The 15,005-nt window shown below is 60.1% G+C and carries 12 protein-coding genes; 7 read left to right on the top strand and 5 right to left on the bottom strand.

All coding sequences use genetic code 11. The annotated features are described in order from the left end of the window. Positions 1-128: 128 nt before the first annotated feature. From KF841_13290 to KF841_13280, 3 genes are all read left to right on the top strand, one after another. Positions 129-3,305 (top strand): DEAD/DEAH box helicase, encoded by a 3,177-nt coding sequence (locus KF841_13290; protein MBX3396331.1) that lies wholly within the window; start codon positions 129-131, stop codon positions 3,303-3,305. An 8-nt stretch (positions 3,306-3,313) separates the two neighbouring features. Then, positions 3,314-3,571 carry a hypothetical protein gene (locus KF841_13285; protein MBX3396330.1) on the top strand — a complete coding sequence of 86 codons (258 nt, stop codon included), beginning with the start codon at positions 3,314-3,316 and terminating at the stop codon, positions 3,569-3,571. A gap of 218 nt (positions 3,572-3,789) precedes the next feature. Beyond that, positions 3,790-5,682 (top strand): glycosyltransferase family 39 protein, encoded by a 1,893-nt coding sequence (locus tag KF841_13280; GenBank protein ID MBX3396329.1) that lies wholly within the window; start codon positions 3,790-3,792, stop codon positions 5,680-5,682. Between the two features lie 83 nt (positions 5,683-5,765). Here KF841_13280 and rpe read toward each other — a convergent pair whose 3' ends face one another. After that, positions 5,766-6,440, bottom strand: coding sequence for a ribulose-phosphate 3-epimerase (gene rpe, locus KF841_13275; protein ID MBX3396328.1), 675 nt, complete (start codon positions 6,438-6,440; stop codon positions 5,766-5,768). Positions 6,441-6,572: 132 nt separating this feature from the next. Here rpe and KF841_13270 point away from each other — a divergent pair, with 132 nt between their 5' ends. From KF841_13270 to KF841_13255, 4 genes are all read left to right on the top strand, one after another. Next, a complete protein-coding gene (locus tag KF841_13270) occupies positions 6,573-6,923 on the top strand; it encodes a hypothetical protein (GenBank protein ID MBX3396327.1) in 351 nt (116 codons plus the stop codon). A 368-nt stretch (positions 6,924-7,291) separates the two neighbouring features. Beyond that, entirely contained in the window at positions 7,292-7,477 is a 186-nt protein-coding gene (locus KF841_13265; protein MBX3396326.1) for a Flp family type IVb pilin, read from the top strand. Between the two features lie 355 nt (positions 7,478-7,832). Further along, complete coding sequence (locus tag KF841_13260) at positions 7,833-9,272, top strand: aldehyde dehydrogenase family protein (GenBank protein MBX3396325.1); 1,440 nt, start codon at positions 7,833-7,835, stop codon at positions 9,270-9,272. 180 nt (positions 9,273-9,452) lie between these two features. Continuing rightward, positions 9,453-10,622, top strand: coding sequence for an FIST C-terminal domain-containing protein (locus KF841_13255; protein ID MBX3396324.1), 1,170 nt, complete (start codon positions 9,453-9,455; stop codon positions 10,620-10,622). Here KF841_13255 and KF841_13250 read toward each other — a convergent pair. The 4 genes from KF841_13250 to KF841_13235 all read right to left on the bottom strand — a co-directional run bounded on the left by KF841_13250 (position 10,588) and on the right by KF841_13235 (position 14,992). Further along, on the bottom strand, positions 10,588-11,607 hold the full coding sequence (locus KF841_13250; protein ID MBX3396323.1) for a polysaccharide deacetylase family protein: 1,020 nt from the start codon (positions 11,605-11,607) through the stop codon (positions 10,588-10,590). The two genes, KF841_13255 and KF841_13250, sit on opposite strands and share 35 nt — an antisense overlap. A gap of 246 nt (positions 11,608-11,853) precedes the next feature. Then, positions 11,854-13,191: a hypothetical protein gene (locus tag KF841_13245; GenBank protein ID MBX3396322.1), complete on the bottom strand. Its 1,338-nt coding sequence runs from the start codon at positions 13,189-13,191 to the stop codon at positions 11,854-11,856. Continuing rightward, positions 13,178-13,399: a hypothetical protein gene (locus KF841_13240; GenBank protein ID MBX3396321.1), complete on the bottom strand. Its 222-nt coding sequence runs from the start codon at positions 13,397-13,399 to the stop codon at positions 13,178-13,180. Before KF841_13240 ends, KF841_13245 begins: the two co-directional genes overlap by 14 nt. Before the next feature lie 159 nt (positions 13,400-13,558). After that, positions 13,559-14,992, bottom strand: coding sequence for a hypothetical protein (locus KF841_13235; GenBank protein ID MBX3396320.1), 1,434 nt, complete (start codon positions 14,990-14,992; stop codon positions 13,559-13,561). Between the last annotated feature and the right edge of the window lie 13 nt (positions 14,993-15,005).

Raw genomic sequence — 15,005 nt, 5'->3', positions numbered from 1 at the left:
TCTCGTCGCCCAGGGGCTTCGTCTACCGCTGAATGCAATATAACCTTCACGCAATCTGGTTTTCGTCGAAGCTGCACGTCTGGGGCGAGCACGCGGAAAAGGTCCATCCGACGAATGATGTCGTGTCAATGGCACCCCAGGTCACGCGCGGCGGCGCGGCCCTGATGCTCGATCCTCCGGCGCGTATCCACACCCCGATACGCGCCCTCGGGCCGAGTGAACTACAGGAAGCCCTGGGCGACCTGACGCCCGACGGCCTGCTGGCATCCATCGCGACCGAATCCGACCTGTCTCTCTGGCTTCCCATGCAAGGCGATTCGCCCGCACCGCCCGGGAGCGTTGAATGTCATTCTCGTGGTGAACGATCAGGCGCGGCACTGGCTCTGTGCCGGGTTCCGGCCTTGTCCGTCGGAGCGGCCGACGCGATGGATCTGCTGATTGGAATGAAACGACCGGCGGCCGGGGCCGCGCCGACGACATTCGACTACTGGCGAACACTGGCGCATTACGCCCTGTCGCTTCTGGCCCGTCAGCAGTTCGCGCCGAGCGTCGAGCGAGTCGGCCCCGATCGATACCAGGGGCGATGGATCGCGCAGGTGGTCGATCCCGGCGAATTGGAGTGGCTTGATCGTTTTGCCTCCGTAATGCCGGCGATGTGCCGATGTCTTGACACCACAGACCGCTGGGAGCGCGACCCGGTCCGGCTGATCGATGATTTTCTCATGTCGATCTGCGAAGCCGTCATTCGCCGAAGCCTCGATGGAGACGAGTTCTACCGCGAGTTCCATGAGCGCGCTGCGTCCGAGCGCAAGTGGGAAGTGGCATGGATTGCCAGCCTGGTCGGCGATCGTCGCACGCTTTCCTGGCCGGTCGAAGACGCCGACGAGATTGCATCACAGATTCGCGACTGGGCGGCGTTGCGGGTCTCTGAATTTCCTCATACCCGGCACGAACTGGGCTTCACGCTGATCGAGCCGGTCAGTGCCGACCCGGCCGACTCGCTCATCGATGTCCCTTCCGGCGCCGCGGGCGATGAAACGGACGAATCCCGATCCGAAAGCATTGCCTCGCCGCTGGAATCAGATCAAACAGGCCCGGTACCGACGGAAGACCTGGATGAACGTTGGCGCATCCGGATTGATTATCGCGCGGCAGACCAGGACGAATCGTTCGACGTCGAGAAAATCCTCCGCGAGCCGATTCAGGAGCGATCAATTCTCTCCGCTCGCTTGAGCAGCCGCGGCGCGCACCTTCGTGCGGAACTTGCCCGCGCGTCGCGAATTCTTCCTGATCTGCGCGGCCTGCTGGAAGGCCGGATTACCGACGAACTTACGCTCAATACCGGCGAGGCGCATCGCTTCATTCGCGATCAGGCGCCGATGCTGCTGGCCGACGGATTCAACGTGGATCTGCCTGAATGGGCTCAGACACGGAATCACCGGTTCGGCCTTGAATTGGTTGTCCGCCCCCAGGCAAACCGATCCATCGACGAGGAGCTTTCACTCGGCACGTTCGGCCTCACAAGTATGATCGAATTCGATTGGCGTATCGCCATCGGAGATGAACGCATCAGCCCGGCTGAATTTGAACTGCTGGCGGCTCGCGGCTCGCCCCTCGTCCGTTTGCGCGGCCAGTGGATCGATATGGATCAGATCGCGGCCGAGAAGGCTCGAAACTTCCTGCAACAACGCGGCTCGGGCCACGTGACGCTCGCACAGGCGCTTCGGCTGTCGGCCGGGCTTGACGAAGCGGAGACGGGCCTGCCCATCGTCGGCCTTACGGGCGCATCATGGCTCGAGCAATTGCTGAATCGGCTGCCCGAAACGCGTCTGGATCGGCTGTCCCAGCCGACCGAATTCAACGGCACTATGCGTCCCTACCAGGTTCGCGGCCTGGAATGGCTGACCTTTCTGAACCGGCTCGGACTGGGTGCGTGCCTCGCCGATGACATGGGCCTGGGGAAAACGATTCAGCTTATCGCTCTGCTGCTGCATGAGCGCCGGCTTCAGCCCGATGTCGGGCCGACACTGCTTTTTGTGCCGATGTCGGTGGTGGGAAACTGGCAGCGGGAGATTCAGAGATTCGCCCGGCGAATTCGAACGCTCGTTCATCACGGTCCCGAGCGGTTGACGGGGGACAGCTTCGTCGATGCCGCTCGGAAACACGATGTCATCATCACCACATACGGACTGGCCCACAGAGATTCAAGGATTCTCTCGCGTGTTCAATGGCATCGCATTGCATTGGACGAAGCGCAGAAAATCAAGAATCCCAGCGCGCACCAGACCATCGCGATCCGGTCCCTGCCCGCGGCGCACCGCCTCGCATTGACCGGTACACCGCTGGAAAATCATCTCTCCGAGTTGTGGTCAATCATGGAGACGCTGAACCCCGGCTTGCTCGGATCGGCGGCGCAATTCCGGAAACAGTTCGCCATTCCCATTGAACGCCTCGGCGACCAGCAGCGCGCCGAGCAGCTCCGGCGGATGATTCGTCCCTTTATTCTGCGACGGCTCAAGAACGACCCGACGATCGAGTGCGATCTGCCGGAAAAGATGGAGATGCGCGTCTTCTGCAATCTCACGCCCGAGCAGGCGGCCCTTTATCGTGAAACCGTCCAGCAGATGCTGACCGAGATCGACCAGGCCGCCGGTATTCGGCGGCGCGGCCTGATTCTCGCCACGCTCACACGATTGAAGCAGATCTGCAATCATCCCGCTCATTTCCTCAAGGACAACTCGCCGCAACTGGAGGGACGCAGCGGCAAGTGCGAACGTATTGTCGAAATGCTTGAGGAGGTGCTTGAAGAAGGTGATGCGGCGCTGATCTTCACCCAGTATCGCGTGATGGGTGAACTGCTTCGGCAGATGTTCGAGGAGCGGCTGCGCGCTCGAACCTTCTTCATGCATGGCGGCACGCCCGCGAAGCAGCGAGACGCGCTCGTTGAGGAATTTCAGAATCCAAACGGAGATGTACGGCTATTCCTGATTTCATTGAAAGCAGGCGGCTTCGGCCTGAATCTTACCCGCGCGAATCACGTGTTCCATTTCGACCGATGGTGGAATCCGGCGGTCGAACAGCAGGCGACCGATCGAGCGCATCGAATCGGCCAGTCGCGCCGCGTGCAGGTCCACAAGTTTGTCTGCATCGGCACGATCGAGGATCGTATTGACAAACTGCTGACGGAGAAATCGGCGCTGGCCGATCACATCGTCGGCAGCGGCGACGAATGGTTGACGGGCCTGACGACGAGCGAACTCCGGGAGTACCTCGCCCTCTCGTCCGAAGCGGTGGCGGAATCCTGAGGCGGCGAATGAACGAATCAATGGACAGGCTCTCACAATCGCGGCACGCTGTGCCCGTCGACCTTCCGACGGATTCCGTCGAATTCCGTCGCATCGATGCAACGATTCTGACACCCCCGCTCATCGTCGAATGCGAACCTGCACTCAAGCGGATGGGACCGCCACCCGTTGCACGCAGCACATTTCCGTTGATGGGCTTGTTCGCCACGGTCTACGAGCACATTGCCGCCCATGCAAAATCGCAGTTGTCGAACCTGCGAGAGTGAATCCGGCCACTCAGATCACGAAGCTGACTCCCGCAGCGGCGTTCGCTATCATATCCAGCCTGAGAGATACCGGCGTCGCCGACTCCTGAGCGGAGCTGATATCGACCGACAAGGGCAAGCGCATGATGCAAACACCGAATCGCACCCCAGACCCGGCGGCTCTTCCTGGAAATTTCGTAGCGGACTTTCGCCGACCGACGACGAAGCAACTTGCCTTGATGTGCGCGATCTGGATCGGCGCGTTCGCTGTTGCACTGATGCGCGGGCCCGCCATGGGAGATCACGAGGTCATCGTTGCCCAAATCGCCCGGCAGTCGATCGAAGACAATCAGTACCTCGTGCCCCATTATCTGGATACGCCCTTTCTCGTGAAGCCGCCGATGGCGCCCTGGGCGGTGATTGCCGTCACGGAGGCCGCGAAGATGCTGTTCGGCGGCTCATCCGACTTGCCGCCCGTTTCCGCGGCGACGGCTCGGTTGCCTTCAATCATCGCCATGTTGCTCACCATTCTGATCCTCCACAGGCTTGGATCGTCGATGTTCGGGTCGCAAGCGGGTTTCATCACGGCATTTGTCTTCGCAACGTCGCTCGGGACAATGTTGTTCGCAATCAATGCGACCGCCGAGGCCCTGCTGACGCTTTTCTGTACGTGGGCATTTGCGGAGTTCTGGTGGTCACGCAAAGCTGAAACGGCTGCGCAGCGAACATGGCGCCTTCTACGTTTCTACCTCGCATTCGGCCTGGCGATGATGGCGAAGGGCCCGATGCCGCTGATGCTCGTCGGCCCGGCGATCGCGATCTGGTGGTGGTGCGAACGACCGGCGCGGCTGCTGGCGGCCGTCGGCCCGCGCGCGATACCTGGCGCGTTGCGACTGGGATTCATGGACCTCTGGCCGAAGTTGCGCACCGCGCTGAGCCGGCTGGGGCTCTGGTGGGGTGTTCCGGTCTTCCTGGCGGCCTTCGTGCCGTGGTTGATTCTTGTGGCCCGCAAGGTGCCCTATGCGTGGGAACTCTGGAACTATGAGTACCTCGACCGGTTCAAAGGCGAATACCCCGGCTGCAAGTCCGGAAGATATCACTACTACATACCCATCGTGATCGGCCTGACGGTGCCGTGGATGCTATCGATGCCCGAGGCGATCGTCTCCCCGTTTCTCCGGAAGTACCGCGCGAACCGACGGCCGCTGTTGTTCGCATGGTTCTGGCTGATCACGGGTGTCGTAATCATGTCACTGATGAGCTTCAAGAAGCCGTACTACATTATCCCCGTTCTTCCCGCCTGTGCGATCCTCCTCACACCGGTCCTGCAGGACTTCTTCTTTCGCGTACGGAACGTGCGACCCGGCCTTGCGCGGTTGCTCTTCGGGATCATTCTCGCGGCGTGGACAATCGGCCTTGGTGTCATGTGGTTTGTCGCACGAGACATGTACCCGGAAATATGGCATGGAAATGTCGCCACCTACTCACCGCTGATTGTCCTCGGCATGGTCGGGCTTCTTGCATGGGTCGGAGCGCTCTATCTGCGCGGGCGACGACTCGCGAGCATGATCAGTCTCGGATGTATGTCAGTCTTCTGCTTCGTCGCGGCATGGGCGACAATCGGACCAGCCGTCGATAACACCGAAGATCCGAAGATGTTGGTCCAAAAGCTTCGCGAGGCAAGAATTCCGAGAGATGCGGAGATCTACTGGGCGGGCAACCGACCGGATGGTCGCGTCGCCTTCTACGAGAATCAACCCATTCGCCAAATCGTCGATCCGTACAAGCTGGTCAGCACCCACGACAAAGCCCACGACGAGATGGACCTGCTGATTTACGTCGGCACGGAAATCGCGAATCTGCTTTCGAGCGACCATCATGTTTACATCGTGCTGCAGCGCGGCCAGGTCCACGCACTGCGCCGATATTTGGAGCCCGACCCGCCGATGCGAGAACTGTTCAGCATCGACCGCGGCCCCGCGGGCGACGACGAAGATGATTGGGTCGTCGTGACGAATCTGGAACTCGCAAGCGCAACCCGATTGCCCGCCCAGGTCGCGGCTTCAACTGTCGGAAACGGCCGTGTGTCCCAGCCGAAAGTTGCCGCGGTTCAGACAACTGCCGGGCGATGACGACACGCAATCCGCCCCGGCTTGAGAAATTCCGTCGTAACACCCCGCCGGCGATTCATCGGTCGCTCAGTGCGGTTTGCTGGCTACGTCCCGGAAACCAGTCCTCGGATCTCCCGCAGACTCTCCTCGGGACGCGCGTGCCCGTACATCGCCGATGAGACGACAAGTATGTCCGCACCGGCTTCGACGAGTTGCTTCGCGTTGTGAGCTTTCACGCCGCCATCGATGGTGATCGTCGCCTTCGAACCCTGGTTCTCGATCATCTCGCGAAGGTCAGCGATCTTCCGGTAGGTGTAATCAAGCAAGGGCTGGCCTGCGAATCCGGGGGCGATGCCCATGACGCAGACGTTATCAACATAAGGCAATAACGGTGCCATCGCGACGGCCGGCGTTTCCGGATTAAGAGCAACGCCCGGCTTGACGCCCTGGCGAGCGATTGATTGGATGACTCCCATCGCCCGCTGGCTGGCTTCGATATGAAACAACATTCGAAACTGCCCCATGCCCGCCATGCGGACGACCCAATCGTCAGGTCGACTGACCATCAGGTGAACCTCGACGGGCAAGTTCGTAACCTGGCAAGTCCGGCGAACGACTTCTTCGCCAAAGCTGATGGTCGGAACAAAGTGGCCGTCGCATATGTCGAGTGACACGATGTCAGCGCCGGCGCGCTCGCAGATCGTGACGGCTTCGGCAAGATGAAGCAGATCGCCGGCAAGAATGGAACCGGCTATCTGGAAGGGTCGAGGCGCGGGCATGGCGGAAGTGTCCTCACTGACTCGGGAAACGGACCAGGGCTGAATGTTAGTGTCCTTATCGCGGTTGTCGAGTTTGGAACCGGTTCGAACAGCGACTAAATGGCATGGCCGGATTCATCCGATAAAGCTGGCGTGCCCGAAAGACCTCAAAACAACGCCGCTAAGCCGGAATCAACCGAACGATTCGTCCCCGCCTCGATCGGAGATCCGAACGTTCAAGCCGCGCCGCGCCGGCTGGACATTCTGCTGACTGCGGACGGGACCATTGATGCGAGCAGTGTTCGATCCTCGAAGCCATCCAGCGAGGAAGGACGACCATGGATCGGCGTCCATTTCGAATGCTGCGGCGTCTATTCGCGCGTCTATCGAGAGCGGTCCGCCGATCGGTACGACGGCCGCTGTCCGAAGTGCGGCATCTCGCTGACGGTTCGCGTTTCACCGGACGGAGTGAGTACATCGTTCGTGCGCGCAAGGGTGACCTGAAACCGGCCGACAATTTTCGCGGAGTCACCAACCGCCGCCCAGCCGGTCTCAGCGCAGGCTCATTTTCATTGAACGGTCGTCGGCCTCGCCGCTCCGGACGGGGTCAATAACTCCCGAAGCGCGTTCCTCGCGTCCGCTATCGAGGCTGGTCACGCCATCCTGCGGAGATCGTCATGATTTCCGTTCGCCCCACTTCCAAATGAATTGGACAATGATAAACAGGTATGGGAAGTCGAATTGACTAGTCCGACGCCGATGCGGCTTTTGAGGGACAAAAGGCCGCGGCGCGGAATGGAGCAGTCGATTCGAAGTGGGTTGGACGATGCGTCGGCGGACGGATCGCCTGACCAACAATAGGGAGAGATGTCATGCGATCCTTTCTGCGATGCGTCAGAGAATTCTGGGACTCCGACGAAGGCGCCACAGCAACGGAATATGCCGTCATGCTGGGGCTGATCATTCTCGTTTGCATCACGGCTGTCGACGCCCTCGGGGAGAAGGTCTCCGGCTCATTCGCGAACGCTGAGTCCGAGTGGAGCACCTATTACCCGTAAAGGCGGCCCGGCCCGGCGATGTGATGTCCACCTCATGCGGGGGACGTAGCGCAAGTGCCGGACGCGAGTTGCGGAATCGACAGACTCTCACCGCACTTACATCGAACGCGCTTTCCGGCGAGGATCGCCGGCGCGCGCAGCTTCCTGCCGCAAACCGAGCATTTCACGATCAGCGACATCGATGGGCCCATCTGATTCGATCACTGGCTCAACCACTTCGCATGATCAAATTGAACAAAAGTGTTTGGCCAATCGGTCAAGAATCGCCCTGAAGAAGGTAAAACAGGCAGCGGCCCATCCACCCGAACCAAACGATCGTCTCGCGTTTTGAAGGACTAAGGTTACGATAGTTGCAATGCGCGAATCATATCCGCTCTATCTGGCCGGTCGGGCGATGTTCACCGACTCCACGATTCCGGTGGTCAACAAATTCACCGGAGAATCGATCGCGCGCGTCTCGCTCGCTCATGAGCATATCCTTGACCAGGCCATTGCCGCTGGCCAAGGCGCGGAGCGGGCGTGTCGCAAGTTGTCGTCCTTTGCTCGATCGGACGTGCTGAATCATGTCGCGTCGCGCCTTCAACTGAAACAGGATGAGTTCGCTCGCGTCCTCGCGATTGAGGCAGGCAAGCCGATCCGTGACGCACGGGGCGAGATTGTTCGTGCAATCGAGACCTTTCAGCTCGGCGCGGAGGAAGCTCTTCGCATTCGCGGTGAATACCTGCCACTGGATCTGTCGCGGCGGACCGAAGGCTATCAGGGTATCTGGAAGCGCGTGCCCATCGGGCTTTGCTCGTTCATTGCTCCATTCAACTTTCCGATTAATCTCGCCGCGCATAAGATCGCCCCGGCAATCGCGGCGGGCTGCCCTTTCATACTCAAACCCGCGTCACTCACGCCAATCAGCGCGATCCTGCTCGGCGAAATCCTCGCCGAGACCGAGTGGCCCCACGCAGGCTTCAGCATGCTTCCCTGCCGGCGCGAGAGTGCCGATCTCATGGCAACGGATCAGCGGTTCAAGCTGCTGTCGTTCACAGGCTCCCCTCAGGTCGGCTGGGCCCTGAAGGCCAGAGCCGGAAAGAAGTCGGTGATCCTCGAACTGGGCGGAAATGCGGCGTGCATTGTCGATCGAGACGCCGATCTGACGCATGCGACAGCGCGGATCATCATCGGAGCGTTCTATCAGAGCGGCCAATCATGCATCAGCGTTCAGCGCATCCTTGTCCATGAGTCGATATACGATGACTTCAAAGCTCGCCTCGTTGCGGCGGCCAACGTGCTGAAATCGGGAGATCCGCTGTCGGAAGAGACTTTCCTGGGACCGCTCATTACGGAGCAGGACGCCATGCGGGTGGAAGAGTGGGTGCGGAATGCAGTCGCCCAGGGCGCTGAGGTGCTCTGCGGCGGTGCGCGGCGCGGTTCCTTTTTTGATGCGACGCTGCTGGAGCGCGTCCCGGATTCGTGCGAACTGGGTTGCCGCGAGGTGTTCGGTCCAGTCGCGATCATCGAGCCGTTTGCGACGTTCGAACACGCATGTCGGCGCGTCAATGCGAGCGATTTCGGATTGCAGGCCGGCGTCTTCACCAACAACCTCCAGTCCGCATTCTACGCATTCGACGAGCTCGAAGTCGGCGGTGTCGTGATTAATGATGTGCCGTCGTTTCGGGCGGATGCGATGCCGTACGGCGGCGTGAAGGACAGCGGACTGGGCCGCGAAGGCGTCAGATTCGCCATCGAACACATGACCGAAATGCGTCTGCTCGTGCTCAATCGAATCGGAGAACGCCCGGAATAGGCGGTCAGGGAGCCGGTTTGAGCTTCATTTGGAGTACAACGGCCCCGCGCATCGCGTCCCGAAGCGCGCCAACGATTCAAACCGCCCTTTCGCGTTGGTAGCCGGGCCTGATAAGATGGATTAAACGTCCGCGACGTGCGGACCAGCGGCGAACTGACACTGGATTCGGCCGGGGGAAACATGATGAAGTTCAAGTCTTCACTGAGCACGAATTCGAATTTCGCCGATGCGGTGTCAGAGGTCTGCGACGCCGTGACGGGCGTGAAGCCCGATCTGGCCCTGCTCTTCGTGTCTCCGCACTTCGAGGATGAATGCGACGAGATACTGTCCGGCGTCCTCGAACGGACAAATGCACGCAATCTCATCGGCTGCACCGGGGATGGAATCATTGGGAACGGTCGCGAGGTGGAGCAGGCGCCCGCCATCGCATTATGGACGGCAGAGCTTTCACATACGCGCATCATGCCGTTCGTTCTGGATGCCGACGATCTGAATCAGTTCGACGAGGATGAACACTGGACCGATCGCGTTTGCGCCGTGCCCGATGAAAAGCCGGGGTTCGTGATTCTGCCGGAGCCGTTCACGATCGGAGCAAGAATAGAATACGCGCTCCAGCAGATCGATCGAATCTTCCCCGGTTCGCCGGTCGTCGGCGGCCTGGCGAGCGCCGGGCAGAAGCCGGGAGAGAACAGGCTCTTTCTCAACGATCAGGTCCTGCGCCAGGGACTGGCCGGCGTCTCAATTTCCGGACCGGTCGTGATCGAATCGATTGTCTCACAAGGCTGTCGACCGATCGGGGAGCCGCTGGTCATAACGCGCGCGGAACAAAACGTGATCCAGGAGCTGCGCGGACGCCCGGCGATGGAGGTGCTTCAGAGTATCTTCCGGACTGCGAATCCCGAAGATCAGGCGCTGATGCAGGCCGGCGGCATTCACATCGGCAGTGCGATCGACGCGGAACGTGGCAACGAGGCCCACGAATTCCTGATTCGCAACTTGATGGGCGTTGTCGAAAACACCGGGATCGCCGTCGCAACGCTCGTGCGCCCCGGACAGATGATTCAGTTCCATGTGCGTGACTCGAAAAGCGCTGATTCGGAGATGAAGTCACTCATCCGGCAGCGCGTCGAACAGATGAAAACACCTCCGCGGGGAGGCCTGCTCTTCACCTGCAACGGTCGCGGTTCGCGCATGTTCGGCGTACCAAATCATGACATCAACGTGGTGAACGAAGCCGCTCCGAATTGTGAAATTGCGGGCTTCTTTGCAGCGGGGGAGATCGGCCCGGTCGGCGACCGGACATTCATTCACGGATTCACAAGCAGCCTGATACTGTTTCGCGAACCCTGACGGCGGCATGGTCACCGTCGAATGCGGTCCAGAGGTCGACCGCCGTATGGCGAATGCCGATGCAGTGCCGTCGTAGTGTCATCGGGTCGGTGCCCGCTCGATTGGCGCCCGGAATCGTCGTGACCGCGTAGGGTGTTTTCAGTTCCCGAAGAACCGCGGAATCCGATTCGTCGAAATCCGCGGACTGACCATTCGGATAGGCAAACGGAACGCCGGTGCGCCGCATTTCTGATCCGACACGCCGGATCGACTCGACAATTTCAAACTGCCGAACGTCACTTGATTCTCGAGACAGGATCACATGGTTGACCGTATGCGCGCCGATCTCCATGCCCGCATCACGCAGAAGACGCGCTTCGTCCCACCGCATCACGCGGCAGGCTTCCACCGCCGCCGGATCGACCCGATGCCGCGCGACCGCCCAGAGTTCGTCGAGTGCTTCACGATAATCTGATACGGCGACAATCTTGTAATAGCCAGGCTGCTCAAGAAGTCTTTCGCAGACCGGATGAATCGTCATCCGAAGCCGCCCGCGGGCCTTGGCATCGCGGAGAATCCGAATCTTGTCGCCCACGAACAGGTCGCCGCGATCCATGACCCCGGTGGACAGAAAGAACGAGGCCGGCAAACCGTATCGTTGCAGGATCGGTAGCGCGAGCAGCACATTGTCGGCCAGGCCGTCGTCAAAGGTGATCGCCACATGCGGTCCGTCGTTCATTTCATCGCACTGCAGGCATCGGGAAATTTCCGATAGGCGGCGAACGCGACCGGTCTGGGCAAGCATCGCCATCTGAGATTCGAATTGGGACACTGTGACGGCATGGGATGCGACCCAGCCGCGTTTTGCCAAGTCATTGGGGACAATCGTGTGATAGCAGAGCACGTGAGCCGCGTCGATCTGGTCGGCAAAGCGAGCTTCCGCCCGGCCGGTGAGTGCCGCGATCCGATTCACGGAATGCGTGATGACCTTGTCGAGTATGCTCACGAAGATCTCCACTTGCGGTGCTATCTGCCGCACCAACGCCGCCAGGGCGAACGCCGCCGGAATACCGCGATTACGCCTTTCACCCTATCGGAATCCTGCGCCGTCCGCATCGGCCGGAAGTGCAGGAATTTCCTTGCCACAGATTAGACGCTGCAAGGTTGTCATGCGGCCACGACTGTGCGGCATCATCACCCCTGTTCCGATGGACCGCGCAAAATTGGCGTCCGGGGGACCGGCGGATGAAAATCAAGGAATGATTCGAGCACTGGAAGCGGCAGTAAATCGATTTCGCAGGCAGTCAACGAACTCCATGACCCACGGCAACGGGTCGCGCCAACTGAAGACGCCGTCCGCCGGCCTGAGCAGATAAGGTCGAAGCCAGTCCCCCAGCCGGAAACTCCCGCGACGCCAGTCATCCACCAGCCGGCCCAGATCCTGAAACTGGTACGACCAATAGCCGCTGGGGCCCTCTTTCTGCTCCGGCCACCGGTGCGGCAGATTGGCCAGCGAGTAGAAAGCTGCCTGAACCAGGTCCACGCCGCAGAGCCGGCCGATGCGGTGCCATTGGCCTTGGCGCGGGTTCACCTCAATCAAATAGAACTGCCCGTCGCGCGAATCGCGCTTGAACTCGACGTCACACAATCCGCTGAATCGAATGCGTTTGAGGAATTGTTCCGCCAGGCGACGCACTTCATCGTGCCTTTCGCATAATGCCATAACGGTCGAGCCAAGGCCCTTGGGATGCTGGCGAATTTTGCGCCCTGTGAATCCGCACACCGGTTCACCGTCGCGCCAGACGCCCCCATAGAAGTAAATGTCGCTATCTTCTCCCGGAATTCGCTCCTGAATCAGCACACGATGTTCGGAAGCCCCGTGCCAGTCGCGGAAATAATTGTCCCATTCGGAGGCGCTCTCGAAGCACTTCGCCTTGAAGGCGCGGCGGACCGGGTCTTCACCCGGCTGATTCAATGGCTTCGCAATGATTGGAAATCGCAGATCCGAGGACGCAGCCGCGCCGACTGCCGCCGTCACGATCTCCGTTCTCGGTGTTCTTGCGCCGACGGAGCGGGCCAAATCGGCAAATTTCGCCTTGTTAATCAGGAGTTCGACTTGCTCCGAATCCACCAGCAACAGGCGATACGCGCGATCAAAATCACGACGATATTTGCAGATCAGCCGCACCGTTCGGTCGCCGCTCGGGAACAGCGCCGGCCGTCCTTCAAAGGTGCCTGAGAGATTCAGCAGGAAATCACGCAGGGCGCGACCATCCGCGAGATCGGGCCGCGGCGCCTTGTAACACTCGCACAGCCGCGAACGAAATCCGATCGAGCTGGTAAAGTCCACGCCGACAATGCGCGGAGAAGGCCTTAAGCCGGCCAGGCTGCGAATCGCGCCCAGTCCATTTACATCCGTTTCAAGTACGACGGCGCCGGTCAATGGCGTGCGGTCGACCGTCGATTGGACCAGTGGTGATTTTGATCGCGGAAAATCGACCGAATGATCGCGATTTCGAGCGATATTCGGCCGCGGTCGAAGCGGTGACCGGGCTTCTACAACTGCGCCGGCAGGTTCATGCATGGCCACCGCGCTGGCTCCAGGTCCATGGGATGTGCCTGCGACGATCCGGCACATCAAAACTGTTAACACGCCGTGGCAGATCGACACCCTGCCTGGATTGCGTGGGAGATCGACTGCATTCGTTGCCGGAACACAGATCGTTCAGCTCACCGACCTCAAGAGCGGTGAGTAATCGCTGAATGATGGCTCGCAGTTGCGCATCAAGAATGCTCATTGTGTGAATATCGGGCAGAAATCGCGCCGCGGTACAGCCGAATCGGCGCATTGGGGTCATTCACCGATTGGTTGGCTCGCGATTGTATCGACCTTTCAAACGGGTCAGACATGGCCGACGGTGTGAATGAACCGTGGCGTACAAACCTCTCAACTCATTTCACTTGCCCGCATCGGCGCCTGACGACCATCCAAGGTTTCGCCAGATCACAGCCGTGCCGCGATCGGCAATGAGTCCCCAGAAATACGACGCCTCACCAGCGGGAAAGTCAGCTTGCAGCGGCGGCTGACCATCAACCCCTATTGCGACGCGGCCAGCCCCGATGTCGATCGAGAAGCGATGCGGACCCGGTTTGTGATTCCCGGCGGCCTGATTCTCCAACCGGCCCTGCCCCAGGATTCGAATCCGGCCGGTCGGTTTGTCCACGGATGCGATCTGGACCGATCGGTCGGTCGAGAATCGAATTTCGATTGAGGCATCCGGGTTTCCATGGAATACAATGGCCGACTCTCCGTGATCGACCTGATTCCTCAGGAACTCAAGCGAACCCGTCACACGAAACGATGTCGCCTGTATCGGCTTGTCGAATTGAAGAGAAGCCCGGGTGGACGGAAAGGCGATCTGAATCCATTCGTCCCCTCGGATTTCCATCGAGCGAGTCAATTCCCACCACCGCGGGCGCGCCTCCATCACAAATCGACGAAATTCCGCATCGCATGCCTTCAACCCACCCAATCCTCCGAATTGCCTGGTGGCGAAGTCGCCCAATTCCAAGGTCAGGCGATTCGAACGCGGAGACCGTCGCGCATGGCGATGGATCTCGCTGAGCTTCATCTGGTATTGCGGCTGATTCAGGAACCGATAGAGCTGCCAGTAAATGGCATACCGATCCTGCAATTTGAACGGCAGCCTCACGCCTGTGATGATCGATTTCAGTGAAGGCCATCGCTTATCGTTCGCCAGGCCGCGAGCGCGCGTCAGCATCGTCGCGCTGAAGGGATCGGCTTCGACTGAATCAATGCTGCGATCAGCGAGTAACACCTCGGTCGCGGCCCATGCGGCAAATCCTTCCGTCATCCACTCGGGATGGTCGGCATGGTTGGGAATGAGCGAATAGACCGCGAGATGGGCGGCCTCATGCGCGAGCATCGTTCGAGTAAGTACCGGCAGCCCGGAGCGCGCCAGCAGTTCATCGGAGCACGGGGGTTGGAGCGCCACGCGTGCCTTGCGATCCTGGTGATGAGAGAAACTCAGATTCTCCCGGAAGCGGCCGCCGGTGCGGGCCGCGTCGGCCGATTCGTACGCGGCGATGGTTTGATAGAGGTAGACGTCCAATTCCGTGACCGGCTCGCTCGACTCAGCGAAGCCTTCATCGCAATCCCATGACTCGGTGACGATGGGCCAGACTGCTTCAACCACCCGCAATGCTTCCGCAGCCGCTTTCTGATTTTTCCAATCGCAAATGATGCGAAACCGGCGGCCAGCAACGATGTGTGTCGGGGCCGGATCAATCGGAGGCGGCTCGACGTTGATGCCGACGATCGCCAGGCAGGCAAACAGGCCCGCAGCGGAACTCAAAATCGTGACTGGCACTGGGCCTCTCCGA

Source organism: Phycisphaerae bacterium, from assembly GCA_019636475.1.
Classification (GTDB): Bacteria; Planctomycetota; Phycisphaerae; order UBA1845; family UTPLA1; genus JADJRI01.
This window is presented reverse-complemented; position numbering and strand designations above follow the sequence as displayed.

Bases quoted from the DNA above. Each gene is read 5' to 3' on its own strand.
- rpe (MBX3396328.1), bottom strand. From the start codon at position 6,440: ATGCCCGCGCCTCGACCCTTCCAGATAGCCGGTTCCATTCTTGCCGGC.
- KF841_13255 (MBX3396324.1), top strand. From the start codon at position 9,453: ATGATGAAGTTCAAGTCTTCACTGAGCACGAATTCGAATTTCGCCGAT.
- KF841_13280 (MBX3396329.1), top strand. From the start codon at position 3,790: ATGTGCGCGATCTGGATCGGCGCGTTCGCTGTTGCACTGATGCGCGGG.
- KF841_13265 (MBX3396326.1), top strand. From the start codon at position 7,292: ATGCGATCCTTTCTGCGATGCGTCAGAGAATTCTGGGACTCCGACGAA.
- KF841_13260 (MBX3396325.1), top strand. From the start codon at position 7,833: ATGCGCGAATCATATCCGCTCTATCTGGCCGGTCGGGCGATGTTCACC.
- KF841_13240 (MBX3396321.1), bottom strand. From the start codon at position 13,399: ATGAGCATTCTTGATGCGCAACTGCGAGCCATCATTCAGCGATTACTC.
- KF841_13290 (MBX3396331.1), top strand. From the start codon at position 129: ATGGCACCCCAGGTCACGCGCGGCGGCGCGGCCCTGATGCTCGATCCT.
- KF841_13285 (MBX3396330.1), top strand. From the start codon at position 3,314: ATGAACGAATCAATGGACAGGCTCTCACAATCGCGGCACGCTGTGCCC.